General features: G+C 64.3%; 27 protein-coding genes. 15 read left to right on the forward strand and 12 right to left on the reverse strand.

What is annotated here, in order from left to right; translation table 11 throughout:
• Positions 1–56: 56 nt before the first annotated feature.
• From ACPTTF_RS02240 to ACPTTF_RS02270, 7 genes are all read right to left on the reverse strand, one after another.
• Positions 57–848 (reverse strand): DODA-type extradiol aromatic ring-opening family dioxygenase, encoded by a 792-nt coding sequence (locus ACPTTF_RS02240; RefSeq protein ID WP_423370139.1) that lies wholly within the window; start codon positions 846–848, stop codon positions 57–59.
• A 210-nt stretch (positions 849–1,058) separates the two neighbouring features.
• Entirely contained in the window at positions 1,059–1,655 is a 597-nt protein-coding gene (locus ACPTTF_RS02245) for a UbiX family flavin prenyltransferase (RefSeq protein ID WP_047851571.1), read from the reverse strand.
• A gap of 19 nt (positions 1,656–1,674) precedes the next feature.
• A complete protein-coding gene (grxD, locus tag ACPTTF_RS02250) occupies positions 1,675–1,986 on the reverse strand; it encodes a Grx4 family monothiol glutaredoxin (RefSeq protein WP_166965564.1) in 312 nt (103 codons plus the stop codon).
• A 67-nt stretch (positions 1,987–2,053) separates the two neighbouring features.
• The gene (gene prmC / locus ACPTTF_RS02255) at positions 2,054–2,896 is read right to left on the reverse strand and encodes a peptide chain release factor N(5)-glutamine methyltransferase (RefSeq protein WP_423370140.1); all 843 of its coding nucleotides are present in this window, start codon (positions 2,894–2,896) and stop codon (positions 2,054–2,056) included.
• A 7-nt stretch (positions 2,897–2,903) separates the two neighbouring features.
• Positions 2,904–3,986 (reverse strand): peptide chain release factor 1, encoded by a 1,083-nt coding sequence (prfA, locus tag ACPTTF_RS02260; RefSeq protein WP_423370141.1) that lies wholly within the window; start codon positions 3,984–3,986, stop codon positions 2,904–2,906.
• An 83-nt stretch (positions 3,987–4,069) separates the two neighbouring features.
• Positions 4,070–5,368 (reverse strand): glutamyl-tRNA reductase, encoded by a 1,299-nt coding sequence (hemA, locus tag ACPTTF_RS02265; RefSeq protein WP_423370142.1) that lies wholly within the window; start codon positions 5,366–5,368, stop codon positions 4,070–4,072.
• Between the two features lie 26 nt (positions 5,369–5,394).
• Positions 5,395–6,156, reverse strand: coding sequence for a response regulator transcription factor (locus tag ACPTTF_RS02270; protein ID WP_166965556.1), 762 nt, complete (start codon positions 6,154–6,156; stop codon positions 5,395–5,397).
• 171 nt (positions 6,157–6,327) lie between these two features.
• Here ACPTTF_RS02270 and ACPTTF_RS02275 point away from each other — a divergent pair, with 171 nt between their 5' ends.
• The 4 genes from ACPTTF_RS02275 to ACPTTF_RS02290 are packed head-to-tail and all read left to right on the forward strand — an operon-like array spanning position 6,328 to position 9,645.
• Positions 6,328–6,582 carry a hypothetical protein gene (locus ACPTTF_RS02275; RefSeq protein WP_423370143.1) on the forward strand — a complete coding sequence of 85 codons (255 nt, stop codon included), beginning with the start codon at positions 6,328–6,330 and terminating at the stop codon, positions 6,580–6,582.
• 18 nt (positions 6,583–6,600) lie between these two features.
• On the forward strand, positions 6,601–8,415 hold the full coding sequence (locus ACPTTF_RS02280) for an aminopeptidase P family protein (protein WP_423370144.1): 1,815 nt from the start codon (positions 6,601–6,603) through the stop codon (positions 8,413–8,415).
• Positions 8,416–8,473: 58 nt separating this feature from the next.
• Positions 8,474–9,025: a cysteine hydrolase family protein gene (locus tag ACPTTF_RS02285; RefSeq protein ID WP_423370145.1), complete on the forward strand. Its 552-nt coding sequence runs from the start codon at positions 8,474–8,476 to the stop codon at positions 9,023–9,025.
• On the forward strand, positions 9,022–9,645 hold the full coding sequence (locus tag ACPTTF_RS02290; protein WP_423370146.1) for an HAD family hydrolase: 624 nt from the start codon (positions 9,022–9,024) through the stop codon (positions 9,643–9,645). The genes ACPTTF_RS02285 and ACPTTF_RS02290 overlap by 4 nt, the downstream gene beginning before the upstream one ends.
• 135 nt (positions 9,646–9,780) lie before the next feature.
• Here ACPTTF_RS02290 and ettA read toward each other — a convergent pair whose 3' ends face one another.
• From ettA to gcvA, 3 genes are all read right to left on the reverse strand, one after another.
• On the reverse strand, positions 9,781–11,448 hold the full coding sequence (gene ettA / locus ACPTTF_RS02295; RefSeq protein WP_011350800.1) for an energy-dependent translational throttle protein EttA: 1,668 nt from the start codon (positions 11,446–11,448) through the stop codon (positions 9,781–9,783).
• A 189-nt stretch (positions 11,449–11,637) separates the two neighbouring features.
• A complete protein-coding gene (locus ACPTTF_RS02300) occupies positions 11,638–11,946 on the reverse strand; it encodes a DUF3761 domain-containing protein (RefSeq protein WP_423370147.1) in 309 nt (102 codons plus the stop codon).
• A gap of 83 nt (positions 11,947–12,029) precedes the next feature.
• Entirely contained in the window at positions 12,030–12,947 is a 918-nt protein-coding gene (gene gcvA, locus ACPTTF_RS02305; RefSeq protein ID WP_166965544.1) for a transcriptional regulator GcvA, read from the reverse strand.
• A gap of 192 nt (positions 12,948–13,139) precedes the next feature.
• Here gcvA and ACPTTF_RS02310 point away from each other — a divergent pair, with 192 nt between their 5' ends.
• The 3 genes from ACPTTF_RS02310 (at position 13,140) to gabP (ending at position 16,682) form a co-directional block, all read left to right on the forward strand.
• Positions 13,140–14,453: an MFS transporter gene (locus tag ACPTTF_RS02310; protein ID WP_423370148.1), complete on the forward strand. Its 1,314-nt coding sequence runs from the start codon at positions 13,140–13,142 to the stop codon at positions 14,451–14,453.
• 83 nt (positions 14,454–14,536) lie between these two features.
• Entirely contained in the window at positions 14,537–14,881 is a 345-nt protein-coding gene (locus tag ACPTTF_RS02315; protein WP_166965539.1) for an MmcQ/YjbR family DNA-binding protein, read from the forward strand.
• A gap of 409 nt (positions 14,882–15,290) precedes the next feature.
• The gene (gene gabP, locus ACPTTF_RS02320; protein ID WP_423370149.1) at positions 15,291–16,682 is read left to right on the forward strand and encodes a GABA permease; all 1,392 of its coding nucleotides are present in this window, start codon (positions 15,291–15,293) and stop codon (positions 16,680–16,682) included.
• Between the two features lie 302 nt (positions 16,683–16,984).
• On the opposite strand, the gene ACPTTF_RS02325 is transcribed toward gabP, so the two are convergent.
• Positions 16,985–17,878 (reverse strand): LysR family transcriptional regulator, encoded by an 894-nt coding sequence (locus ACPTTF_RS02325; protein WP_423370150.1) that lies wholly within the window; start codon positions 17,876–17,878, stop codon positions 16,985–16,987.
• Positions 17,879–17,996: 118 nt separating this feature from the next.
• On the opposite strand from ACPTTF_RS02325, the gene ACPTTF_RS02330 reads away from it, so the two are divergent.
• Positions 17,997–19,226 (forward strand): MFS transporter, encoded by a 1,230-nt coding sequence (locus ACPTTF_RS02330; protein ID WP_423370151.1) that lies wholly within the window; start codon positions 17,997–17,999, stop codon positions 19,224–19,226.
• Positions 19,227–19,439: 213 nt separating this feature from the next.
• On the opposite strand, the gene ychF is transcribed toward ACPTTF_RS02330, so the two are convergent.
• Positions 19,440–20,534: a redox-regulated ATPase YchF gene (ychF, locus tag ACPTTF_RS02335; RefSeq protein ID WP_166965531.1), complete on the reverse strand. Its 1,095-nt coding sequence runs from the start codon at positions 20,532–20,534 to the stop codon at positions 19,440–19,442.
• Between the two features lie 272 nt (positions 20,535–20,806).
• Here ychF and ACPTTF_RS02340 point away from each other — a divergent pair, with 272 nt between their 5' ends.
• From ACPTTF_RS02340 to ACPTTF_RS02370, 7 genes are all read left to right on the forward strand, one after another.
• The gene (locus ACPTTF_RS02340) at positions 20,807–21,811 is read left to right on the forward strand and encodes a site-specific integrase (RefSeq protein WP_423370152.1); all 1,005 of its coding nucleotides are present in this window, start codon (positions 20,807–20,809) and stop codon (positions 21,809–21,811) included.
• A gap of 36 nt (positions 21,812–21,847) precedes the next feature.
• Positions 21,848–22,339: a hypothetical protein gene (locus tag ACPTTF_RS02345; RefSeq protein ID WP_423370153.1), complete on the forward strand. Its 492-nt coding sequence runs from the start codon at positions 21,848–21,850 to the stop codon at positions 22,337–22,339.
• A 69-nt stretch (positions 22,340–22,408) separates the two neighbouring features.
• Positions 22,409–23,305 (forward strand): DUF5677 domain-containing protein, encoded by an 897-nt coding sequence (locus ACPTTF_RS02350; RefSeq protein ID WP_423370154.1) that lies wholly within the window; start codon positions 22,409–22,411, stop codon positions 23,303–23,305.
• Positions 23,306–24,011: 706 nt separating this feature from the next.
• A complete protein-coding gene (locus ACPTTF_RS02355) occupies positions 24,012–24,605 on the forward strand; it encodes a recombinase family protein (RefSeq protein WP_423371837.1) in 594 nt (197 codons plus the stop codon).
• 2 nt (positions 24,606–24,607) lie between these two features.
• Positions 24,608–25,111 (forward strand): hypothetical protein, encoded by a 504-nt coding sequence (locus ACPTTF_RS02360; protein WP_423370155.1) that lies wholly within the window; start codon positions 24,608–24,610, stop codon positions 25,109–25,111.
• Between the two features lie 68 nt (positions 25,112–25,179).
• On the forward strand, positions 25,180–25,407 hold the full coding sequence (locus tag ACPTTF_RS02365; protein ID WP_423370156.1) for a helix-turn-helix domain-containing protein: 228 nt from the start codon (positions 25,180–25,182) through the stop codon (positions 25,405–25,407).
• Between the two features lie 74 nt (positions 25,408–25,481).
• The gene (locus tag ACPTTF_RS02370; RefSeq protein ID WP_423370157.1) at positions 25,482–25,697 is read left to right on the forward strand and encodes a hypothetical protein; all 216 of its coding nucleotides are present in this window, start codon (positions 25,482–25,484) and stop codon (positions 25,695–25,697) included.
• The last annotated feature ends 422 nt before the right edge of the window (positions 25,698–26,119 follow it).

A 26,119-nucleotide genomic window follows, 5' to 3' on the forward strand; every position in this document is an offset into this window, starting at 1 on the left:
AGCCCGCCCGAGCGATGCTCGGGCGGGCTTTTTGTTGGCCGGTTGTCGCGTGACGCTCAGGCGGCCGTGCTCGCGAACACGTAGTTTGTCATCGCGAGCACGCGCTGGTACGTGCCGAGCGACTGGATGCCGAGTTGGTAGTCGTCGTCCGCCGCGCCGAGCGCCGTGAATACCGGCAGCAGATGCTCGTCGGTCGGGTGCATCAGCGCGGCATGCGGCGCCTGCCGGCGGTAGTCGAGCAGCGCGTCGACGTCGCGTGCGGCCAGCTTCGACTCGAACCAGTCGGTGAATTCCGCGACGCGCGGGTCCGCATCCTCCGGCGCCGCTCCGAAATCGGCGGCGCGCAGGTTGTGCGTGATCTGGCCGGAGCCGATCACCATCACGCCTTCGTCGCGCAGCGGCCGCAGCGCGCGGCCGAGTGCGAAGTGGTGCGCTGCGTCCGCACGCGGCTGGATCGACAACTGCGCCACCGGCACGTCGGCTTCCGGGAACATCAGCAGCATCGGCACCCATGCGCCGTGGTCGAGGCCGTGCTCGGTCATCGCGGTCGCGATGCCGGCCGCGTTCAGCAGCCCGGCCGCGCGCTCGGCGACGTCGGGCGCGCCGGGCGCCGGGTAGCGGATGTCGTACAGCGCCTGTGGAAAGCCGTAGAAGTCGTGGATCGTTTCCGGATGCGCGGCGATGCTGGCGACGGGCTGCTGCGTGCCCCAGTGCGCGGACAGCATCAGCACCGCGCGCGGACGCGGCAATTCGGCGCCAAGGTGGGTGAACGCGCCGGACGGCAGCGTCGGGTCGATCGGCAGCGTCGGGGCGCCGTGGGACAGGTAGAGCGAAGGCAAGCGGTTCATGGCGGTGGCCTGCAAAGGGATTTGCCTGTGACTATAGGCGTGCACCGGGTATTGATAAATCCGCGTTTTGGAATTTGATTGACGCTCTTTTGTTGTTAATCGGGGCGGTGGCGCGCGTTCCGCGGCAGGTGGGCACGGTATTCGTGAAATCGAACGAATTTCCGCCGAAATCGGCGAAGATGCGCGCAGAACGAATCTGCGGAGGTGCGCTTACTGAGCGTGCCGGATGCCGGCCCACGGTGTCGTCTGCGGTGCGCTGAGCGCGAACAGGTCGAGCACGCGCGTGACGGTCTGGTCGACGAGTTCCTCGATCGTCTTCGGCATCGCGTAGAACGCGGGCAGCGGCGGAAAGACGATGCCGCCCATTTCGGTGACGGCCGTCATGTTGCGCAGATGCGCGAGGTTGAACGGCGTTTCGCGCACCATCAGCACGAGGCGGCGGCGCTCCTTCAACGTGACGTCGGCTGCGCGCGTGATCAGGTTGTCGGACAGCCCGTGTGCGACGCTCGCGAGCGTCTTCATCGAGCATGGCGCGATCACCATCCCGTCGGTCGCGAACGACCCCGACGCGATCGTCGCGCCGACGTCGCGCACCGAATGCACGACGTCCGCACGGCTTTCGACATCGGCCTTCGACAGCTTCAGTTCGTGCTGGATGTTGAGCCAGCCGGCGTTCGAAATCAGCAGGTGCGTTTCGACGCCGCCGGCGGCGCGCAGCAGGTCGAGCAGCCGGACGCCGTAGATCGCGCCGGTGGCGCCGGTGATCGCGACGATCAGCCGGCGTGGCGGCGCGCTGGGAGATGCCATCGAAAGGGGGCGGGGCGTATTACGCGGCGGCGAACAGTTGTTGCAGTTCACCCGACTGGTACATCTCCATCATGATGTCCGAGCCACCGATGAATTCACCCTTCACGTAGAGCTGCGGGATGGTTGGCCAGTTCGAGAATTCCTTGATCCCCTGGCGGATCTCGTCGTCTTCGAGCACGTTGACCGTCTTGATCTGGTCGACGCCGCAGGCCTTCAGCACCTGGATGGCGCGGCCCGAAAAGCCGCACATCGGGAATTGTGCGTTGCCCTTCATGAAGAGCACGACCTGGTTTTCGTCGACGATTTGCTTGATACGTTGTTGGGTGTCCATGACTGACCTTGCGTTTGCGGGGCGTTAGATCGAAATGATAGCGGATTTCGACCGGGTGGGCCGGGCATCAGCCCGGCAGGCGGCCGCCTGTCGTGCGTTCGATCGCGGCCAGATCGGCGAGCGATTCGACCGCGACGAAGCCGTGCGATGCGAGCACCGCGCGCACGGCCTCGGCCTGGTCGTAGCCGTGCTCGATCCAGAGCGTGCCGCCCGGTTTCAGGTAGGTGCCGGCGCCCGCGACGATCGTGCGGATCGCGCTGAGGCCGTCGGCATCGTCGGTGAGTGCGCCGCGCGGCTCGAAACGCAGGTCGCCCTGCGTGAGGTGCGGATCGTGCTGCGCGATGTACGGCGGATTGCTGACGATCGTGTCGAATGCGAGCGCCGGGTCGAGCGCCGCGTACCAGTCGCTCTGCAACCAGTGCAGCGGGCCGCCGGGGCGGTGTGCCTCGAGCAGCTTGCCTGCATTGCGCTGCGCAACCGCGAGTGCGGCCGGCGAACGGTCGAGCGCCCACACGCGCGCATCGGGCCGCTCGGCGGCGATCGACACGGCAATCGCGCCGCTGCCGGTGCCGAGATCGAGCACGGCCGCATGCGGCAGCCCGTCGATCGCATCGAGTGCGGCTTCGACGAGCAGTTCGGTCTCAGGGCGCGGGATCAGCACGTCCGGCGTCACGTCGAACGGCCGGCCGAAGAATTCGCGCATCCCGACGAGCTGCGCGACCGGCTCGCCGGCCATGCGGCGCGCCTCGAGCGTGCGGTAGCGTTCGACCGCGGCCGCGTCGAGCGGCGCGTCGCCGCGCGTGATCAGTTGCGTGCGGGTCCAGCCGAGTGCGTGCGCGAGCAGCACCCGTGCATCGACCGCGTCGAGTGCAGACGCGCGCAGCAGTTCGTCGGCGGTAGTGTCGGGCATCGCGACCTCAGTCGGTGTCGCCGAGCGACGCGAGCAGTTCGGCCTGGTGCTCGCTGGCCAGCACGCCGATCAGTTCGTCGAGGTCGCCGTCCATGATCGCCTCGAGCCGGTACAGCGTCAGGTTGATCCGGTGGTCGGTCATCCGGCCCTGCGGGAAGTTGTACGTGCGGATCCGTTCCGAGCGGTCGCCGGAGCCGATCAGGCTCTTGCGCGTCGCTGCTTCCTTCGCGTGCTGCTCGTGATACTGCTTGTCCTTGATGCGCGCGGCGAGCACCTTCAGCGCGCGATCCTTGTTCTTGTGCTGCGAACGGTCGTCCTGGCACTCGACGACGATCCCGCTCGGGATGTGCGTGACACGCACCGCCGAATCGGTCTTGTTGATGTGCTGGCCGCCCGCGCCGGACGCACGGAACGTGTCGATCCGCAGGTCGGCCGGATTGATCTCGACCTCGCCGATTTCGTCGGCTTCCGGCATCACCGCGACCGTGCACGCGGAAGTGTGGATGCGCCCCTGCGTCTCGGTTGCCGGCACGCGCTGCACGCGATGGCCGCCCGATTCGAACTTCAGGCGCGAATACGCGCCCTGGCCCGCGATCCGCACGATCACTTCCTTGTAGCCGCCGAGATCCGACGCGCTTTCCGACATCATTTCGACCTGCCAGCGCTGGCGCTCGGCGAAGCGCAGGTACATGCGCAGCAGGTCGCCTGCAAACAGCGCCGATTCGTCGCCGCCCGTGCCCGCACGGATTTCGAGGAAGATGTTGCGGTCGTCGTTCGGATCCTTCGGCAGCAGCATCTTCTGCAGCTCGGTCTCGAGGCGGGTCATGCTCTCGCGCGCGCTGCGGATTTCGTCTTCTGCGAAGTCGCGCATCGACAGATCGCCGAGCAGCTCCTGCGCGGCCGTTTCGTCGCTGCGCGACTGGCGCCACAGCGCGTACTGTTCGACCACCGGGCCGAGTTCCGCATGTTCACGCGTCAGCTTGCGGTACTGGTCGAGGTCGGCCGTGACGTTTTCGCGGCTCAGCAGGTCGTTCAGTTCGGCCAGCCGTGTGGACAGCTGGTCGAGCTTGCGTTGCATGCTCGTCTTCATGGTGTGGAGCGGCGCTCCCGGGCAAAGGGGTATTCGGAAAGGATAGGCCGGCGTGCGGCCGGCGGCAGGGCGATCGGCCGGCGCTAGTGGCCGGACTGGTCGTTCGAGCGCGGTGCGTGCTGGTAGAAGCCGCGCATCAGGTCGATCAGCGAATCGCGATCGGCGCCGTTCACGCGGTTGAGCGCGCTCGTCGGGCCGTGGATCAGCTTGTTGGTCAGCGCCTGCGACAGCGCTTCGAGCACGGCGGCCGGATCGTCGCCGCGCGCGAGCAGCTTCTGCGCCTTGTCGACTTCGGCCCGGCGCAGCGCGTCGGCCTGCGTATGCATGTGACGGATCACCGGCACGACGCTGCGCGTGTCGAGCCATTGCATGAAATTCTGCACGCGCGTCTCGATGATCGCTTCGGCCTGCGCGACTGCCGCCTGGCGCGATGCATTGCCTTCGCGCACGATTGCGCCGAGATCGTCGACGGTGTAGAGGAACACGTCCTTCAGCTTGCCGACTTCGGGCTCGATGTCGCGCGGCACCGCGAGGTCGACCATGAAGATCGGCCGGTGACGGCGTGCCTTCACCGCGCGTTCGACTGCGCCGAGGCCGATGATCGGCAGCGTCGACGCCGTGCACGACACGATGATGTCGAATTCGTGCATGCGGGTCGGCAGATCCGCGAGCGGCATCGCGCGGCCGCTGAAGCGTTCGGCGAGCCGCTGGCCGCGTTCGGCCGTGCGGTTCGCAACGACGAGTTCGCGCGGGCCTTGTGCGGCGAAGTGCGTCGCGCACAGTTCGATCATCTCGCCGGCGCCGATGAACAGCACGCGCTGATCGGACACTTTCTCGAAGATCCGTTGCGCGAGGCGAACCGCGGCGGCGGCCATCGACACCGATTGCGTGCCGATCTCGGTCGTGCCGCGCACTTCCTTCGCCACTGCAAACGTGCGCTGGAACAGCTGGTTCAGATAGGTGCCGAGCGCGCCGGCTTCCGTCGCGGTTCGGACGGCATCCTTCATCTGGCCCAGAATCTGTGTTTCGCCAAGCACCATCGAATCGAGGCCGGATGCGACGCGAAACGCGTGCCGAACCGCTTCCGACTGCGGCAGCGCATAGACGTGCGGGGCGAGTTCGTCGACCGGAATCCGGTGATACTCCGACAGCCAGCGGACCGCGCCTTCGCGTGCTGCGCGATCATCTGTCGCGCAATACAGTTCGGTGCGGTTGCAGGTGGAGAGGATCGCTGCTTCGGGTGTGTTGGGCGCCTGGGGCCCGAGAAGCAGGTTCTTGAACGTGACGAGAGCCGGCTTGATCTGCTCGAGCGGAAACGCCACGCGTTCGCGCAGGGCGACAGGCGCAGTGTGGTGATTGATTCCGATCGTGAGGAGTTGCATATCGAGGGCTATCGTTTAGCCCCATATTATAGCGTTTCAGCGATTTCCTCACTCGCCGCATACCGGGCATCAGCGTGGCGGGGCCGCGAATTTGGGGGCTCGATCGGCACGCGGTCGAGCTGATAGCCGTAGCCGTAGAGCGGCAGCAGCCGGTAGCCGCGCTCCGGAAGCAGCTGCAGCTTGCTGCGCAGCCGGGACGCGTGGGTATCGAGCGTGCGCGACTTCATGTCGCGGCGGCGTGCCCACACCGTTTCGAGGATATGGGCGCGCGACACGGGCCGCGACAGGTTCGCGAACAGCAACTGCGCGAAACGGAACTCCTTCGGCGTGAGTGAAACGATTGCGCCGCCGAAGCGAACGAGGCAGTGCGTGGCGTCGAACGCGTATTCGCCATACTTTTCGCGCGATCGTGTCGGTGGCCGGCGCACGCCGGCGCGCCGGCTCAGCGCGTTGACGCGCGCGAGCAGCTCGGGCCCGCTCACCGGGCGCACGAGGCAATCGTCGGCGCCCGCGTGCAGGCACGATACGATTTCGCTCTCGCGCGGCAATTGCATCACGACGATGGCCGGCAGCCCGGGCAGGACCGTCTGCGCACGCGGAATGATTTCCTCGGCCGGCTGGTCGCCGGCCCAGTGGCCGGTGATCAGCATGTCGCAGGTGTCGGTAGCGAGCCACGCGAAGAACGCCGTACTGGACGGAAACGCGTGGCACACGTGGCCGCCTGCAAAGAGCAGGCGGTTCAGGAGCGCGGCATGGCGCGCGTCCGGATCGATCAGAGCGATTCGCATGAGAATTTCTTCAATACGGCAACCGGTGTGCGCTTGCCATAACGTTGAGTCGGCCCCTACACTCGAATGTTCGCGGCACCCGGCTGGTCTCGGGTTCGATGGATGAATCGATGCTAGCCGCTGGCAACGTTCACGCCTATGGGACGAATCCGAATTTATGGAAGGCGTTGGATGAACTGGTTTGGAATCCTTGTCCTGGGAGCGGCCGTCGGGCTGTTCGGCCGATGGCTGCATCCGATGCGGCGCACGGGCCGGCCGGCATGGTGGATCGCGGTGTTTGCCGGCATCGTCGGCGCGTCCGCGGCCCGCATGGCCGGCAATCTTTCAGGACTGTTTTACGATGGCGAGACGCTCGAATGGCCGGTCTGCACCGGCGTCGCGTTCCTCGCCGTAGCCGTGACGGTTGCGCTGTCGGCCCGTCGCTGAATGCTCTCAGGTGAAATCATGAATGCCCGTCTTCCCGAAGTCTCGCCGGTGCCGGCCCGCCTCGCGCTGCTGCGTGGTGCCATGGCCCGCGAGAACCTGGCCGCCTATCTCGTGCCGTCCGCCGATCCCCATCTGTCCGAGTATCTGCCGGAGCGCTGGCAGGCCCGCCGCTGGCTGTCCGGCTTCACGGGCTCGGTCGGTACGCTGGTCGTGACCGCGGATTTCGCGGGGTTGTGGGTCGACAGCCGCTACTGGGTGCAGGCAGACGCCGAACTGGCCGGCACGGGCGTACAACTGATGAAGATGACGGGCGGGCAGCAGAGCGCGCCGCACGTCGACTGGCTCGCGCAGAACGTGGCGGCGGGTGCGACGGTCGGCGTCGACGGCGCCGTGCTCGGCGTCGCGGCCGCACGCGGGCTGACGGGCGCACTGAACGCGCGCGGCATCGCGCTGCGCACCGACCTCGACCTGCTCGACGCGATCTGGCCCGAGCGGCCGGGGCTGCCCGGCGACGCGGTGTTCGAGCACGCGGCGCCGCAGGCCGACACGACGCGCGCGAGCAAGCTGGCCGAAGTGCGCCGCTCGATGCGTGCGCTGGGCGCGCAGTGGCATTTCGTCTCGACGCTCGACGATCTCGCATGGCTGTTCAACCTTCGCGGTGCCGACGTCAACTTCAATCCCGTATTCGTTGCGCACGCAATGATCGGCGCCGATCGCGCGACGCTGTTCGTCGCCGACGGCAAGGTGTCGCCGGCATTGGCCGCGTCGCTCGCACAGGACGGCGTCGACGTCCGTGCCTACGACGCCGCGCGCGCCGCGCTCGCGGCGCTGCCCGACGGCGCGACGCTGCTGATCGACCCGCGCCGCGTGACGTTCGGCACGCTCGAGGCCGTGCCGGCCGGCGTGAAGCTCGTCGAGGCCGTGAATCCGTCGACGTTCGCGAAGTCGCGCAAGACGTCCACCGAGATCGAGCACGTGCGCGTGACGATGGAGCACGACGGTGCCGCGCTCGCGGAATTCTTCACCTGGCTCGAACAGGCCTTGAGCCGCGAGACGATCACCGAGCTGACGATCGACGAGAAACTCACCGCCGCGCGCGCGCGGCGCCCCGGCTATGTGTCGCGGAGCTTCGCGACGATCGCGGGCTTCAACGCGAACGGCGCGATGCCGCATTACCGCGCGACGCCGGAGTCGCACGCGACGATCGCCGGCGACGGGCTGCTGCTGATCGATTCGGGCGGCCAGTACGTGACGGGCACGACCGACATCACACGCGTCGTGCCGGTCGGCACGGTCAGCGACCTGCAGCGGCGCGATTTCACGATCGTGCTGAAATCGATGATGGCGCTGTCGCGCGCCCGTTTCCCGCGCGGCATCCGCTCGCCGATGCTCGACGCGATCGCGCGCGCGCCGATGTGGGCGGCCGGACTCGATTACGGCCACGGCACGGGGCATGGCGTCGGCTACTTCCTGAACGTGCACGAAGGCCCGCAGGTGATCTCGCACTACGCGCCGGCCGAGCCGCACACGGCGATGGAAGAGGGCATGATCACGTCCATCGAGCCGGGCGTGTATCGCCCCGGCCAGTGGGGCATCCGGATCGAGAACCTGGTCGTGAACCGCGCAGCCGGGCAGACCGAGTTCGGCGATTTCCTCGCGTTCGAGACGCTGACGCTGTGCCCGATCGACACGCGCTGCGTGCTGATCGAGATGCTGCATGACGAAGAGCGCGCGTGGCTGAACACGTATCACGCGACGGTGCGCGAGCGCGTCGGCCGGCACCTGAGCGGCGATGCGAAGGCATGGCTCGACGCACGCACGCAGCCGATCTGACGCAACAACATGCGATAACGGCCGGACAACGGCCGAACGACAAAACCGAGGGCAAGCAATGGCGGACACAGCAGTGATCGTGATTGACATGCAGCGCGGGCTGGTGGAGCGGGCGCAGCCCGCTTACCGGCTCGACGACGTCGTGTCGGGCATCAACCGGTTGACGGCGGCGGCGCGTGCGGCGAACGCGCCCGTGTGCTTCGTGCAGCATGACGGCGATGCGGACGACGACATCGTGCCCGGCACGCCGGGCTGGGAGCTGCATGCGGGGCTGGTCGTCGGCAGCGACGACTGGCGCGTGCGCAAGCAGATGAGCGATTCGTTCCACGACACGCCGCTCGCGGCGCAGCTCGACCGCCATGGCATCCGTTCGGTGCTGATCTGCGGTTATGCGACCGAGTTCTGTGTCGATTCGGCCGCGCGCCGCGCGGCGCTGCTCGGCTACCGGACGACCGTCGTGTCCGACCTGCACACGACGAACGAGCGCGCGCACCTGTCGGCCGCGCAGATCGTCGCGCATCACCTCTTCATCTGGTCAAACAATTCGCTGTCGGGCAACGCGGTCACGCCGCGTCCGCTCGCCGACGTGCTGACAACGGAGTTCGCATGACGATCAAGGCCGTGGTGTTCGATTTCGGCGGCGTGCTGATCGACTGGAGCCCCGAGTACCTCTACAGGGAACTGATTCCCGACGACGCGGAGCGCCGCTGGTTCTTCACGCATGTGTGCGCGATGGACTGGGTGGTTCGCCAGGACGGCGGGCAGACGATCGAGGAAGGCACGGCCGAACTCGTCGCGAAATTTCCGGAGCACGAGGCGCTGATCCGTGCGTTCTACACACGCTGGCACGAGATGATCGGCGGCGTGCTCGACGAAGGCGCCGCGCTCGTCGACCGGCTCGACGCGCAGGGGATGCCGCTGTTCGGGCTGACGAACTGGTCAGCGGAGACGTTCCCGTATGCGTGGGACAACTTCCCGGTCCTGCGGCGTTTCAAGGACATCGTCGTGTCGGGCCGTGTGAAGCTCGTGAAACCCGATCCGGCGATCTACCGCGAGATGCATGCGCGGATCGAGCCGCACTTGCCGGGCATCGCACCGCACGAACTCGTGTTCATCGACGACAACGCGAAGAACGCCGCGGCCGCGACGGCGCTCGGCTGGCACGGCATTCATCACACGAGTGCGGCGGCGACCGAGGCGCGGCTGCGCGAACTGGGCGCGCTTGCGTAAGCGGCGAGCAAGCAGCCAACCGTCAGATAAAAAAAGCGGGCCAGTGGCCCGCTTTTTGTTGTGCTGCGCCTGAAGCGATCACGCTCGGTGTCCGGCCTTGCGTTACCGCGGTGCCGGACATCCGGGCCGCGCCGGTCAGCGGCTGATCGGCTTGTAGCGCAGGCGTTTCGGCTTCGCGGCTTCTTCGCCGAGGCGCGCACGCTTGTCGGCTTCGTACTCCTGGTAGTTGCCGTCGAAGAACGTGACCTGCGAATCGCCTTCGAACGCGAGGATGTGCGTCGCGATCCGGTCGAGGAACCAGCGATCGTGCGAGATCACCATCACCGAGCCTGCGAATTCGAGCAGCGCGTCTTCCAGCGCGCGCAGCGTTTCGACGTCGAGGTCGTTCGACGGTTCGTCGAGCAGCAGCACGTTGCCGCCCGAGATCAGCGTCTTCGCGAGGTGCAGGCGGCCGCGTTCACCGCCGGACAGGTTGCCGACGATCTTCTGCTGATCGCCGCCCTTGAAGTTGAAGCGGCCGATGTACGCGCGCGACGGCGTTTCGTACTTGCCCACCGTCAGCACGTCGGCGCCGCCCGAGATTTCCTCGAACACCGTCTTCGTGCCGTCGAGCGCGTCGCGGCTCTGGTCGACGTATGCGAGCTTCACCGTCGGCCCCATCACGACTTCGCCCGAATCCGGCTGTTCCTTGCCCGTCAGCATCCGGAACAGCGTCGACTTGCCGGCGCCGTTCGGGCCGATGATGCCGACGATCGCACCGGCCGGGATCTTCAGGTTCAGGTTGTCGATCAGCAGGCGATCGCCGAACGCCTTGCTGACGTTCTTGAACTCGATCACTTCATTGCCGAGGCGGTCGCCGACCGGGATGAAGATTTCCTGCGTCTCGTTGCGCTTCTGGTATTCCTGGCTGTTCAGCTCCTCGAAGCGCGCGATACGTGCCTTCGACTTCGCCTGGCGGCCCTTCGGGTTCTGGCGCACCCACTCCAGTTCCTTCTTGATCGCCTTCTGGCGTGCCGACTCCGACGCTTCTTCCTGCTTCAGGCGCTCTTCCTTCTGGTCGAGCCAGCTGCTGTAGTTGCCCTTCCACGGAATGCCGTGGCCGCGGTCGAGTTCGAGAATCCACTCGGCTGCGTTGTCGAGGAAGTAGCGATCGTGGGTGACCGCGACGACGGTGCCCGGGAAGCGCACCAGGAACTGCTCGAGCCAGTCGACCGATTCCGCGTCGAGGTGGTTGGTCGGTTCGTCGAGCAGCAGCATGTCGGGTTTTTCGAGCAGCAGCTTGCACAGTGCGACGCGGCGCTTTTCACCGCCCGACAGGTGTTCGATCTTTGCGTCCCACGGCGGCAGGCGCAGTGCGTCGGCCGCCACTTCGAGCTGCTGCTCAGGGCTGCCGCCGTCGCTCGACGCGAGGATCGCCTCGTACTTCGCCTGCTCGGCCGCGAGCGCGTCGAAATCGGCATCCGGCTCCGCGTACGCCGCGTAGATTTCCTCGAGCTTCTTGTTGGCCTGGAACAGGTCACCGAGACCGTCCTCGACGGCTTCGCGCACCGTCTTCGTCGGGTCGAGCTGCGGTTCCTGCGGCAGGTAGCCGATGTTCAGGTTCGGCATCGGCGTTGCCTCGCCTTCGATGTCCTTGTCGACGCCCGCCATGATGCGGATCAGCGTCGACTTGCCCGAGCCGTTCAGGCCGAGCACGCCGATCTTCGCGCCGGGAAAGAACGACAGCGAGATGTCCTTCAGGATCTGGCGCTTGGGCGGCACGATCTTGCCGACCCGGTTCATCGTGAAAACGTATTGGGCCATTTGGGTGTGAAAGTCAGAAGTGGTTGAGACTGCCGCGCGGCGCGCGGGCGTGGCGGCGTCGGGTGATTCGGTACGGAGCGTGCCGCGCATGGCGCGGCGGCGTCGCCGCGAGTCCGCGGCGCGAGCGGCTATTGTACTTCGCCGCCGGCTGCCGCTGGCGCGACGCATGCCTTTTGGCCAGGGCCGTGCTCACAGCCACGCGGCGACGCCGCCGTGCCCCGAGCACGTGCCGCGCCGGTGACGGCTGAAGCTGTACGTGCCGTCGCGGCAGCGTGCACTCGCGCCGTCGGGTACGCGGCCCGATTTCGAATGCGCGGGTGCGTGCACGGTTTCACCGTCGCGGTTGCGATACGTGTCGTGACGGTCGAGATCGGCTTCGTTGCCGTAGCCGGGCGGTGCGCGGTACGCGTGCGCCGGATGGGGCAGCGCGGCGCACGCGACGAAGAACGCGGCGGACAGGGTCGCGATGCGCGTTGCGCGGCGGAGCAGGTCAGGCATGGTCTCTCTCGGTCTGTTGTTATCGGTGCCGGGCCGCATGTTAGCCGATCGGCAGGGGGCCGGCGCCGCGCAGGGGAGCGACGCTACGCCGCGCCCGACATCGACGCCGCGCCGTCGGCCTGCGCGGCGTCGAGGATCCACCGGCGAAAGGCGGCGACCTTCGGCCGTTCCGCGTGATGCGGCGGATAGACGAGGTAGTACGCGAAATCGTCGAGCCACGCGACGTCGGCGAGCTGCACGAGGCGGCCGCTTGCCAGCTCGCCGCGCACCATTGCGGCCGGCAGCAGCCCGGCGCCCTGTCCGGCGACGATCGCCTGCAGCAACAGGCCCGAGTCGTCGAACGCGGGGCCGCGCGGCGGGCCGAAATCGTCGATCCGCTGCGCGCCGAACCAGATGTGCCAGCCCTTGCGCTCGGCGTCGTGCAACTGCGGCCAGCCGACGAGGTCGGCTGGCGTCGCCGGCATGCCGAGCCGTGCGACGAGCTCGGGCGACGCGAGCGCGACGATTTCCACCGTCAGCAGGCGCTCGCTGCACAGCCCGATGTAGCGCCCGAGGCCATGACGGATCGCGACGTCGACTCCGTCGCGCGAAAAATCCGCGAGTGCGTGGCTCGTGACGACCTGCAGGTCGACGTCCGGGCAAGCCGCCCGGAACTGGGCGAGGCGCGGTACGAGCCACGCGGACGCGAAGAACGGCGTGACGCTCACCGTCAGCACGCCGCTGTCGGCGGCGCCCGACACGCGCTGCGACGCATCGGCAATCTGCCGGAACGCGTTGCGCACAGGCGGCAGGTAGTCGCGGCCGGCGGCCGTCAGCAGGATGCCGCGGTTGACGCGCTCGAACAGTTGCACGCCGAGATGCGTCTCGAGCGTGCGGATCATCTGGCTCACCGCGCCGGGCGTGACCGACAGCTCCTCGGCCGCCGACTTCACCGACAGGTGGCGGGCGGCTGCTTCGAATGCACGCAGCGCGTTGAGTGGCGGCAGGCGGGAACGATTCATTAGTTTTTCTAAAGCGAATGATCGATGAAATATCGTTTGAGGCGGTACATGGGCGCGAGTACCGTTGTCGCATTCGATCGCATGCTTCGCGGCTGCGTTGCAGCGGCCAATGCGATCAACATAGATCAACTATATCCACGAGGCAAACCGGACACCGTGCGGCGTCCGGCGGGACCTGAGAGGAGCATCGTCATGAACCGCCCGGGCGCGTCGCGTCTTTTCTATGGCTGGTACGTGGTCGCGGCCGCGTTCGCCGTCACGTTCGTCGGGTTCGGCAGCGCCTATACGTTCAGTGCGTTCGTCGAGTCGCTGCAGCGGGACTTCGCCGCCTCGCGCGGGCAGATCTCGCTCGTGTTCTCGCTCGCCGGCTTCCTGTATTTCGGCTTCGGGATCGTCAGCGGGCCGTTGGCCGATCGCTTCGGCTCCCGGCGGCTCGCGGTCGTCGGCATGCTGCTGACGGGCGCCGGGCTCGCGGCCGCCGGCGCCGCGCACACGCTGCTGCAGGTCTATATCGCGTACGGGCTTGGCGTCGGTCTCGGCGTCGGCTGCGCGTACGTGCCGGCCGTCGGCGCCGTGCAGCGCTGGTTCGTGCGGCGGCGCGGCTTCGCGTCGGGGCTCGCGGTCGCGGGGATCGGTGTCGGCACGCTGGTGATGCCGCCGCTCGCGTCCGCGCTGATTGCGCACATCGGCTGGCGCGGTGCGTATTTCACGCTGGCCGTGACCGCGGTCGTGATCGGCGCGGGGATGTCGCTGCTGATCGAGAACGATCCGCGCGGGCGCGGGCTGCTGCCGGACGGGGAGGCTGCGCATGAGCCCGGCGGCGGAGCGAAAGTCACCGGCCACGATGCGGGGGCTTCGGCGCCCGGCGCCGCCGCGGGTCGCCAGCCGGTCGCCGCGTCGGCGCCTGCCGGCGCGACGGTGCGCGAAGCCGTCACGTCGCGTCCGTTCGCGAGCCTCTACGCGGCATGCCTCTTTTGCTCGTTCGGCGTGTTCGTCCCGTTCGTTCACCTCGTGCCGTACGCGCTCGACCATGGCGTCGCGTCTTCGACGGCCGTGCTGTTGCTTGGGGCGATCGGCGTCGGCAGCACGGCCGGCCGCTTCTTCCTCGGCGGCCTCGCCGACCGCTTCGGCCGCCGCACATCGCTGCTCGCGATGTACGCGGGCATGGCCGTCGCGCTCGTTGCGTGGGCCGGTGCCGGCACTGTCGCGACGCTTGCTGCGTTCGCACTCGTGTTCGGCGTGTTCTACGGCGGCTGGGTTGCCGTGCTGCCGGCGGTCGTGATGGACTACTTCGGTGGCCGCAACGTGAGCGGGATCATCGGCGTGCTTTATACGAGCGTCGCATTCGGCACGCTGATCGGGCCTACCGCGGCCGGCTTCATCTACGATGCGGGCGGCGGCTATCTCGTGCCGATCCTGGCCAGCGCCGCCGCGAATGCGATCGCCTTCGCCATCGTCGCGACGACGGGGCGTGCGTCGACGGCCACACGTGCGGCGCGCGGATAGGTGCACTTCCCACGGCGCGCCTTCGCGAATTCCGCTAGGGTGGCCGGATCGCGAACCGAAGACGTGCAGTCGGGGGGGGCCTCATGACATTCGACGAAGTCCGGCAGATCGCGCTCGCATGGCGCGGTGTCGAGGAAGGTACGTCGTACGGCACGCCCGCGCTCAAGGTGAAGGGCAAGATGCTCGCGCGGCTGCGCGAGGACGGCGACACGCTCGTCGTGAAGGGTGTCGGCCCCGACGAGCGCGCGTGGCTGATCGAATCGGAACCCGACGTGTATTACGTGACGGATCACTACGTCGGCTGGCCGATCGTGCTGGTGCGGCTGTCGGCGGCGCGTCCGGACGCCGTGAAAAACCTGCTTCTGCGAGAATGGCAGGCCATCGTCCCCGCGAAATGGCGCGACGAGATGGCCCGCGGCCCGCGCTGACGCGCCGGTTGTGGCTCGCTGCCTGGCCTCGCCGGGCGCTTTCGGCTCGCCCGCGAGCCGCCGCAAACGGGTACAAGCGTTGCATCGATCGCTGTCGATGCAACAAGTGGTTCCATCGAAATTCTTCAATTGGTTCTTAGTGAAGAACCGTTTGATGCTTACACTCCTTCGCTTCGAAGGCGGCTGACGAAAGCCGACGGAAAGGGCGCACGCGATGCGTCGGCGCGCTGCGCGCCGCATCGCACCGCAGCTTCGCAGACTGCGCGGCGCGTCGATCCGAACGGCCCCTCCGGCCCCATGCCCGCGTGCGATGCACGCGCGGTCGCAGCCGGATTCAAGAACGACAACTCCCCGCGCCGCCTTCACGCGACACCCGGCCATACCGGAACCGTTTTTTGGAGAGAGACAGATGAGTGGAAGCAACACAGGCCTCGGTACGGGCCTGAAGCAGCGGCACGTGACGATGATGTCGATTGCCGGCGTGATCGGCGCGGGCCTGTTCGTCGGCTCCGGCCACGCCATCGCGGAAGCCGGCCCGGCGTCGATTCTCGCGTATGCGATCGCGGGCGTGCTGGTCGTGCTGGTGATGCGCATGCTCGGCGAGATGGCCGTCGCGCATCCGGACAGCGGTTCGTTCTCCACCTATGCCGATCGCGCGATCGGCCACTGGGCCGGTTTCTCGATCGGCTGGCTGTACTGGTGGTTCTGGGTGCTCGTGATCCCGATCGAGGCGACCGCCGCCGCGACCATCCTCAATGCATGGTTCCCCGGCGTTGCGACCTGGGTCTTCGCGCTCGGCATCACGCTGGTGCTGACGGTGACCAACCTCTTCTCCGTCAAGAACTACGGCGAATTCGAATTCTGGTTCGCGCTGATCAAGGTCGTCGCGATCGTCGTGTTCCTGTGCATCGGCGGCGCGGCGATCGTCGGCATCATTCCTGCCCCCGCCGTGTCCGGCGTATCGAACCTGTTCGTGCATGACGGCTTCATGCCGCACGGCGCCGGTGCGGTGCTCGCGGCGATGCTGACGACGATGTTCTCGTTCCTCGGCACCGAGATCGTGACGATCGCGGCCGCCGAATCGGACAACCCGCAACGCCAGATCGTGCGCGCGACCAACTCGGTGATCTGGCGCATCACGCTGTTCTATCTCGGCTCGATTCTCGTCGTCGCGGCGATCGTGCCTTGGAACGATCCGCTGCTGCCGAAGCATGGTTCGTATCAGCGCGCGATGGAGCTGATCGGCATCCCGAACGCGAAGGCGATCATCGACGTGATCGTGCTCGTGTCGGTCGCGAGCTGCCTGAATTCGGCGTTGTACACCGCGTCACGGATGCTGTTCTCGCTGTCCAGGCGCAAGGATGCACCGGCATTCCTGCATCGCACCGATTCGACCGGCACGCCGCGCGCGGCCGTGCTCGCATCGACCGCGTTCGGCTTCCTGACCGTGATCGCGAACTACCTGATGCCGGAGCAGGTGTTTGGCTTCCTGCTGGCGACGTCGGGGGCGATCGCGCTGCTCGTGTATCTCGTGATCGCGATCTCGCAGCTGCGGATGCGCAAGACGCTCGAATCGACCGGCGCGGACCTGACGCTGCGGATGTGGCTGTTCCCGTGGCTCACGTGGGCGGTGATCGTGTTCATCTGCGGCACGCTGACCGTGATGTTCGTCAGCGAGGATCACCGGATGGAAGTGGGTGCGACGGCTGTGCTGGCGTTGATCGTGCTGTTTGCGTCGTGGCTGAACAAGCGCGGTCGCGATGCGCAGGCGAGTGCGGGGCGGCGGGTGTCGGCGACTTGACGCACGTGAGCGGCGCGGTTGCCCTCGCCGTCGCGGTCCGGGGCCAGTCCGGACGAGTTTGGGCCCGATCGGCGTTCACCGGTCGGGCCGTTTTCATTGACGAACACGCATAGCCGCATCCGCGGAATTTCACGTTCGATCGCCGGAGTATTCCTTTCCGCGGCGGGGTCCGGCGACCGCCGAGAGTCCGATCCCGGCCAGGTCGTGCGCACCGGCGCTTCGCCGTCCGGCTTTCCTCAGCGTGTATGACGCCTGGTCCGACTTGAAGGGGCTGGCGGAAACACGAATCGCAGGCCCTTGTCTCAGCCTTTGAACGCTTCGGCCAGAAAATCGACGAAGGCCCGTATCTTCGGGCTTGCGGCGCGGCGGCGCGGAAAGATCGCGAATACCGGCATGGGCGCCGGCTCGAGATCGGGCAGCACGTGCATGAGCGCGTCGGTCTGCAGTGTTCGTTCGGCGAGGAAGGAAGGCATCCAGCCGATACCGGCGCCTGCGCGGATCGCTTCGGCGATCGCGATCATGTCGTTCACCACCAGCCTGGGTTTGATCCCCGCCGGTCGAATGCCTGCTTCGTCAGGCCATGGTGACGTTCCGTTTGCCCAATGCTTGTCGACGATAGGGTGCTGCTCGAGATCGCCGAATTTCGTTGGTATGCCGTGACGGGACACATACCCGGTGCTGGCGTAAAGGCGCAGCGATATCTCGGTGATGCGCCGTGCCGCATGGCTTGAGTCGGCCAGCGTCCCTGCCGTGAGCTGCACGTCCCAGTCGTGGGTCGAGAGATTGGCGAAATCCTTCAGCTCGAGCACGACGTTGATTTGCGGAAAGCGTTCCATGAACAACGGCAGGTGCGGCACGAGCAGCGCGTGGCCCAGCCAATAAGTTGCCTGTACCGTGAGCACGCCGCGCGCAATCGGGGTTGTCGCCGCGACCGCATCGGTCGCCTCCTCGATCCCCGCCAAGATGCGGCTTGCATGCTCCGCAAACAGCGCGCCCGCCTCGGTCAGGACCAAACGCCGGCCATTGCGGGACAGCAGGGCTGTTCCGAGGCTTTGCTCCAGCCGCGCGACATCGCGGCTGACGGTCGATTTCGGTTTGTCCAGCCGGTGCGCCGCGGCCGTGATGCTGGACGTCCGGGCGACTTCCGCGAATACGCGTAACTGATTGAGATCGGTAATCGGTGAGCGTTCGTGCATGGGAACAATATATTCGATTTTCTGGGCTTGTTCACCAGTGTGGACAATCGCACACTGGCGTTCCGCCTCGCATGCGGACGGCCGCCTCGGTTGCCTGACCGAACGGACTACACAACCGATGGATTCGACCGCCGTGAATACGCAGATACGAGCAAGACCCGCTTCGACGACCAATTGGCCGCTACTGGCGCTCGCCGTCGGCACTTTCGCCATCGGCTCGACCGAGTTCGGGCCGATGGGTTTTCTACCGGATATCGCACATGGCGTACACGTATCGATTCCGAAAGCCGGCCAGATCGTCAGCGCCTACGCTGCCGGCGTCGTGTTCAGCGCGCCGATCATGACGCTGGTTCTGGCTCGTTTGCGGATGCGCAGCGCGTTGCTCGTGGCAATGAGTCTGTTCGTTCTCGGCAATCTACTGTCAGCGTTGTCGCCGAACTACGAAACGTTGCTTGTCGCCCGCGTCGTCACCAGTCTCAACCATGGCGCCTTTATCGGGCTCGGGGCGATCGTTGCGGCAAGCGTGGTATCGGAGGAGCGAAAGGCGCGTGCCATCGCAGCCATGTTCATGGGGCTCACCGTCGCCAACATCGGCGGCGTGCCGGCGGCGACCTGGATAGGACAAGTCGTCAACTGGCGCGCGGCATTTGCCGGCATGGCAGCGCTGGGGGTTGTCGCGATGATGGCGTTGCGACTGGCCCTGCCTGCGGGCGAAGTCGGCAAAGCGCTGAACGTACGGCAGGAACTGCGTGTGTTGGCCAGGCCAGCCGTGCTTGTCTCGATCGCCACGTCCGCGATCGGTTCGGCCGCCATGTTCACGCTCTATACCTACGTGGCGCCAGTGCTGGAACACCTGACGGACGCATCTCAAGACTTCGTCGTTATCGTTCTCGTGGTGGTTGGCTTGGGCTTCACCCTTGGCAACGGCATCGGCGGTCGGCTGGCGGACCGGACGCTCGTTGGCGCAACACGCATCATCCTGCTCGCGCTTGTCCTCGTTCTGGCGATGATGCCTCTTTTACTGACGAGTCAAGTCGGCGCGCTTGCCGGATTTCTTGCCTTTGGCATGACGAGCTTCGCGATCGTACCGCCGATGCAGACGCGGGTGATGCAGGCGGCCGCCGAGGCACCCGGTCTCGCCTCGTCGATCAACGCCGGCGCGTTCAATCTCGGCAACGCGTTTGGCGCGGTCCTTGGCGGTGCCGTCATCGGCCACGGCCTTGGTTATGCGGCGGTACCCGTCGCCGGCGCCCTCATGGCGGCGGCAAGCCTCGTACTCGTGCTGTCGGGCTGGAGCAAGGCTGACAGCGTACGCCGATCCGTGGGCGGAGTGCCCCAGGAACCGTAGACGCCTCCGGCCCGTATGCAGAGCGTTGTGAATCACGCTGGCCGCCGGTATCGGGCGCATGATTGGCGCATGTTCGAATACAGCGGAGCGGCTCGCCGTGCATCAACGTGAAAAACCCCAAGGGTCGGATCCATGTCCGACTCTTGGGGTTCAGTTCACTGCGCGGTTTTCCGGGGATCGGACGACTGGACGAAAGGTCGTCGGTAACAACGCTCAGACGTTGAACAGGAAGTTCATTACGTCGCCGTCGTGCACGACATATTCCTTGCCTTCTGCGCGCATCTTGCCGGCTTCCTTCGCGCCTTGCTCGCCCTTGTACGAGACGAAGTCGTCGAAGGCGATCGTCTGCGCGCGGATGAAGCCGCGCTCGAAGTCGGTGTGGATCACGCCGGCAGCCTGCGGCGCCGTGTCGCCGATATGGATCGTCCACGCGCGCACTTCCTTCACACCCGCGGTGAAGTAGGTCTGCAGGCCGAGCAGCTTGAAGCCTGCGCGGATCACGCGGTCGAGGCCCGGCTCTTCCATGCCCATGTCGGCGAGGAACGCTTCCTTGTCCGCATCGTCGAGATCGGCGATTTCGGCCTCGATCGCCGCGCACACGGCAACGACCGGCGCATTCTCGCTTTCCGCGTATTTGCGCACCGCGTCGAGGTGCGGGTTGTTCTCGAAGCCGTCGTCCTTCACGTTGGCGACGTACATCGCCGGCTTCGCAGTGATCAGGCAGAACGGCTTGAGCAGCGCCTCTTCGTCGTCCGACAGCGCGAGGCCGCGCACGGCCTTGCCCTGGTCGAGCTGCGCGCGCACCTTCTCGAGCACCGCGACGAGCTTCGCCGCTTCCTTGTCGTTACCCGACTTCGCAGCCTTCGAATAGCGCGTGAGCGCCTTCTCGACAGTGCCGAGGTCGGCGAGCGCGAGTTCGGTATTGATCACTTCGATGTCGTCGATCGGGCTGACCTTGCCGGCGACGTGAATGACGTTCTCGTCCTCGAAGCAGCGCACGACGTGCGTGATCGCATCGGTTTCGCGAATGTTCGCGAGGAACTGGTTGCCGAGGCCTTCACCCTTGCTCGCGCCCGCGACGAGGCCCGCGATGTCGACGAATTCGACGACGGCCGGCACGACGCGCTCGGGCTTCACGATTTCGGTCAGTGCCTTCAGGCGCGTGTCGGGCACTTCGACGATGCCGACGTTCGGCTCGATCGTGCAGAACGGGTAGTTCTCGGCGGCGATGCCGGCCTTGGTCAGCGCATTGAACAGGGTGGACTTGCCGACGTTGGGCAAGCCGACGATGCCGCATTTGAGACTCATGGAATCCTTCGGAAATTCAATAGGTTACGGCTGTCCTGTGAGTTGTCTCAAGCGCTCCGATAGGGGCATGCGCAGCAACCGCTGGACGAATCCGGGGACGGGACAAAGGACAGAAATCGGGGCGTTAGACCAACGATTTTGTACGAGTTTTGTCCACGAAAATGCCAATTGTAACGCTTTCGGACGTGCTTCTAAGCAAGCGGGCGGGTAAGCCGGGGACCATCTTGAGGGACAAGGTTTTGTGCGGCCTATGTGTTCGAATCGGGAGGCGCGTGCAGACCTTCTGCGTGGCGTCTAGTGTTCGCGGAAAGCAAGTCAGGGTGACGCTGGGGCGGTGGCCGTTGATTTCCGTTGCTCAGGCCCGTGAGTTGGCCCTTCCGATTCTTCGCAAGTGCCGTGCTGGCGAGTACTCGGTGGCCACGGTGCGGGCCGAATTGCCGACCCTACGGCACGCGCTGGGGGAATACGCGAAGGCCAAGAGGGTAAAGCCGTCCAGTTTGACCCGATATGAGTCGCTGCTTAAAACCCACTTCCTGGAATGGCTTGATAGGCCGGTCTCAGCTCTCCGTGAGTCGGCCTTCGGGGATCACTGCTACAAGTTCGCTCAGAGCAAGGGGGCGGCGCTGGTGGACCTTGGGCGGGCCGTTGTCGGGTCAATCACCAACTACCTCGGAGCGGTTTATGGAGTGTCCATTGAGAGCCCGTTTGTCAGACTTGGGGCCGCTGGGCTATTGCCAGGGCGTCCGGAGGCGAGGGCGCGGAAGTTGACCGAGGGTGATCTACCTGCTTGGCGTCGGGCGGTCGGTACGCTGCCAGAACTCCAGCGGGACTACCTGAAACTAATTCTGCTGACCGGGCTTCGCAAGAATGAGGGGGGAGAGATTAAGCGCGCGGATGTGGACCTGAAGCAAATGGTCATCACAATCCCAGAGACCAAAGGCAGGAAGCCGCATACGTTGCCAATAACGGAGATGATGCGGGAGATACTGGAGAGGCGCTGCAAGGGGCTGGAGTCGAGCTCAAGGCTGTTTGAGGGTGTGTCTGTGGACCATGTGACGGAGATGGCGGAACGAGCTGGAGCGCCAGCCTTTACGTTGCATGACCTACGGAAGCTAGTTGCAAGCGTTGGGGCGCGGATGGGGATAGGAGATGCAGTTCTAAGACGGATATTGGGCCACGCTCCCAAACGCGGAGACGTACTGAATAAGCATTATGTGGAGCTATCAGAAGTGGACGCTGCCAGCGACCTTACGCGAATTCAAAAGGCGCTGGTATGATGTTTTTTTTCAAATGGGTACGCGTAAGGGGCAAGGATGAAAAGTCTGGATGATATTTTTGGTGAATATGCGGACAAGAAGGCGGCTGAAGTAAAGGCCGCTGAAGAGAAGCAGGAGAGAGAACGCGCGGAACGCGTTGCTTCCGGCGAGTTGCTGAGCTCAGTAATTCTGCCGGTGGTTCAAAAGTTTTCCGGGGATATAAACGAAAAAGGCCACAAGGCTGAACTACTCGACCACACAAAGGGAAGCTACGCGTATCCACATATTATTCTGAAATTTACTCCTGTACCGAAGACTTCGCCGCAGCATTACAGCGGCTACATCGGCGCGTCCAAGATCACATTTATGCACCGAGATGGTGGTGCAGTTAATGTGGGCAAGGAAATCAGTACTGCGCGCTCAGGTAGCACGTGGGAGGGCTACAGTGGTTCACAGAACGGGACCGATTTCAAGCCTGAGCAGATCACGGAAGAGTGGGCCACTAAGCAAGTCTTAATATTTGTTGAGGCAGTACTGAGAGCAAACTGATAAGCCGTGCCGGCCAGCTAGACCGGCACCCTAGCAATCGAGTGCAGGAAGATAGCAACCGGGGATACAGTGGCTAATGCATCTGCTGGGCAGGCGCTGCCGGAAGTAAAGCGGGTGGAAGTAACGCCAGAGTCCTTATCGAAGCTCTCAGATGAACAGGACTTCGTAGGGCTGTCGGTGGAACTGATGATTGAGTGCGGGTCTTGGACTTGTATTGCGGCTAGCCTACTTCCTGGCGAAACAGGTAAATGGAGCCGTGATCAGGCCATTCTTGGCGGGTTGATCGTGAGGGCCTACAAACTCATGTCCTCGCTGCTGGATCAGACATGCCAGCATAGGCGCGAGACTACCTTCATCTTGGGGCGGCTTCTCTTCGAAAGCCTCATTAATGTTCAGTATCTCGTGGCTGAGGATTCCGCTGAGCTGTATCAAGCTTTCGTTATTAACTCTCTGAAGCACGAGAAGAGACTCAAGGAGCGCATCGAATCAAATATCAACGAACGAAGTGGCCTGATGCTCCCTATTGAAGGCAGGATGCTGGATTCAATCAAGCGGGCATTTGACACATCGGGTGTGAAGCCTGATGAGGTTACGAAGCAGGCCGCGAAGCCTTGGAGCGATGTAGACCTGTTCCAACGATCAAGCTCGGTAGGATGGGGAGACAGTTATTTAGCTATGTTCGGTGGGCTTTCACATAATGTTCACGGTTCGTGGCATGACCTCCTTGAATATCACCTTCTAGATGATGATGAAGGAGGTTTTTCCCCAGAGCTCACGTGGCACATGCCTAAGCCTCAGCTTCTGCTGGCCCTTGTTAAGGTCAGTTTGGTGACCCTCTCGGCCTATCTGGAGCACCTGGTGGGGGACAGTGCAGATGGTGTCATAGATGCTCTTGACGACCTATGGGGCCGTATTGAGGTTGTGGACAGAGCTCACGAAGATTTTTTGTCGAGAGCTCAGGGGTAAGGGCTGCCCTATGGATTATGGAAGGGCCAAATAAAATTCCGGAAATTTCCGAGAGGGTATCTGATGACAGTCAGCCGCGAAATTCCCCCCCGGTGGCCCTCCCGATTCTCGCGAGCGTGCCATCAGGTGTGCATCAGGGTAACGCGCGCGATTCCTGACGCGTGGGCGCGCGTTTCTCCAGCGGGATGGTCTGTTGGGGTGCCAGCGCGGCACACTCCCAGGTGTCGAGGCTCACGATTCGTGAGGATAGAAATGAGAACGGGCCGTGTGGCCCGTGATGGTGAAAGAGCTTCCGACCTATAAGGAGCACCAGACTCAAAGGAAGTTGGAAATACCCAATTTCTTCGCGAGTTTCTCAAGCAATTGTGCCGTGTTGTAGAAGTCCATCACTCCGACAACCGCGCCGCATGAGCGGCACTGTACCGTAACGACTTTAAAAGTAGAGCCAGATGGTGAGAGGGTTTTGGATTCAAAGGAAGTGCTATCGCACTTTGGACATGTGGAGGTCGCCATCGCGGTTTTTTCTGAGTTATGGGATTTTGATTCTGGCCGAACAGGTCGCGCGCGTCTAGCGACTCTGACGGACGCATCACGGCCAAAACCGTTCCCTTTCGGACATGGGCTGATAGGGGTGTCCGAAAGTATGCTTGTAAACTATTCGGACATGCCTTATGATTCGGACATCTATTTCGTACAGGTGTCCGCAATGTCCCGTGTCTTTGCTTACTGCCGTGTGTCCACTCTGGACCAGTCCACTGAGAACCAACGCTTAGAGATTGAGCGGGCAGGGTTCGCCATTGACGGCCGGCGCATCGTGGAGGAATTCATCAGCGGCTCCGTGGCGGCCTCTGAGCGCCCCGGCTTTACTCGCTTGATGGACCGCATGGAGTCAGGTGATGTACTGGTGGTGACCAAGATGGACCGGCTGGGCCGCAATGCGATGGACGTGCGGTCCACCGTGGAGGCGCTGGCGGGTCTGGGGGTGAAAGTCCATTGCCTTGCTTTGGGTGGGGTGGACCTGACCAGCGCAGCAGGGAAGATGACCATGCAGGTGCTGTCTGCCGTGGCGGAGTTTGAGAGGGACCTACTCATTGAGCGAACCAACGCAGGCATCCAGCGGGCTCGCACGGAGGGCAAGCAATTCGGCAGGCCGGCTGCATTGACTGATGAGCAGCAGGTGGAGGTTGCGCGGAGGCTGGCTCAGGGTGAGGCAGTGGCCGCCTTGGCGAGAGACTTTAAGACCAGCCGTCAGACCATCATGCGGCTGCGTGAGAAGATGATCACGTCGGAGGTGAGCTGAGTATGGAACAGCAGTTTCCCAAAGAGGGATTCTTCGACCTGACCGCATCGGACCTGTTCAGGCTCGCGTGCGGTCAATACGAGAGCTTTTATCGCGACCAGTCCACAGTCAACGCTTATCTGGTGTCGGTTACGCTGTTTCATCTGCTTGACTGGCTAGTTAAAGACGGCACAACACACAGAGCGAAAACCTCAATAGAGGCTAAGGAACTGGGCGGCCGGACGTCGGAGGAGATCACCGTATTGGCGATTCATGAGTTACCTGAGTTTCGCGCCGTTGTGAGCGCGGCAAATAACGCAAAGCATCGGGAGCTTGACGGTAGTTACAGACCTGCCTACGCGAAGAAGCGGAGAGTCGGGGCGTTCGCTGGGGTGTCCAGGGCGGGGGACTCACTAGGCGATGAGCACCTTATCTTAGACATCGGGGATGAGGAAGTATGGCTGCGTGACGCATTCTGCAAGGTGCTTGAGCGGTATCGCGAATATTTCGACAGCCAGAAGCAGTGATGTAGCGTGACACCGGTTTACCCCAGCGCGTAAACTTTCGGTTCCATATCGCGGACCATAGAAACGCCATGACCGAAATCACACAACCGACGCCCGCAGATGTCCGGCAGCTCCTTGATGAGTCAGGGCTGAGCCGCGAGCAATTTGCAGAGCTGGCCCACGTTTCGAAGCTGACCATTCACAAGTGGGTCTTACCGGCGGAGAACCAGAACCACCGGGGGATTCCGCTGGCGGCTTGGGAATTGCTTTTGCTCAAGCTGGGCAAGCATCCGACCAAGAAACTGATTGACGTGTAACCCAATGGGTTATTAGAATCGATTCCCGTGTGGCGAGCAATCCAGCAAGCCCCGTTACCTGACAAGGTCTAAACATGTTCCGGATCACCATCAACACTCGCCGTTTCTCCCTCAGCATCGACCAGCACGCCACGTCCCTCCGCATCGGCTCCCGCGAATTCCTGCTGCTCCGTGACTACGTAGAGCGCAACCGTAAGCCCCGTCTGTTGGAAACCTTCCGCGACACTGAGGCCCGTAGCTGGGAGGCGTTGGTGATGCGCCGTTGGCTGGTCTCCAGTTCCCCGGCCTGAGCATCCTAAACGCGGCTGATAGGTCAGCCAGCAGTTCTCACAGAAGCGCCTCCCGGAAACGGCTGGCGCTTTTTTGTTTCCATTCGGCTGGATGGCAAGCTGGGCAAGACTCTCGCGCCGCTGCGGCCGTCTATCCCCTCACTCTCGCTCTAAGCGCCGCCTCGCAACGCCTTGTGCAATAAGCGGGAGAGAGATTCAGAGCATCTAAACCCTCCCCAGCGTTGCCTTCGATGACCGCATTAGCGTGTGCGTGAGCACACCTGTTTTTTGGAGTTCGGCGTGTTCTGCGTGCGAGCCCTTTCCCACCTCCTGTTCTTCCGCTTCCATGCCCGTTCGGGTAGGCATGGGTGCGCCTATCCACTGCCCGTATTGACGATGAACTATGCCAGCACCCAATTCACCTCAGCTCATCACGAGCCGCC

This window comes from Burkholderia crassaminum, assembly GCF_964265005.1.
Taxonomy (GTDB): domain Bacteria; phylum Pseudomonadota; class Gammaproteobacteria; order Burkholderiales; family Burkholderiaceae; genus Burkholderia.